Source organism: Actinoplanes awajinensis subsp. mycoplanecinus (genome assembly GCF_001509495.1).
Taxonomy (GTDB): Bacteria; Actinomycetota; Actinomycetes; order Mycobacteriales; family Micromonosporaceae; genus Actinoplanes; species Actinoplanes palleronii.
This window is the reverse complement of record NZ_LLZH01000209.1, coordinates 1-310: the sequence shown is the minus strand read 5'-3', so window position 1 is coordinate 310 and position 310 is coordinate 1. Positions and strand designations below refer to the sequence as shown.

Below are 310 nucleotides of genomic sequence, written 5' to 3'. Positions count from 1 at the left end.
CGTGTTGAGTTGACCGGTACTAATAGGCCGAGGGCTTAACCACCTCAAACTTTGTGCTACGCGTCCACTGTGTGATTCACAGCAAACGAACAACCACCCTGTATTCGGGGGACTCTGGTTGGCCTGGGAAGAAGGCTGATCAGCGTCTGCGGGTTCGACGAAAGTCGAGGCGGCCCGGATGTCAGGTTGCTGGTGTTCCGCGCTGACATGCGTTTCGGTGGTCATAGCGGAGGGGAAACGCCCGGTTACATTCCGAACCCGGTAGCTAAGCCCTCCAGCGCCGATGGTACTGCACTCGGGAGGGTGTGGG

1 rRNA gene is annotated in these 310 nt (G+C 58.7%); it reads left to right on the top strand.

Going from position 1 to position 310, the window contains the following annotated elements:
• Window positions 1–213: 213 nt before the first annotated feature.
• A 5S ribosomal RNA gene (gene rrf, locus ADL15_RS21635) occupies window positions 214–310 on the top strand; the annotation flags it as partial.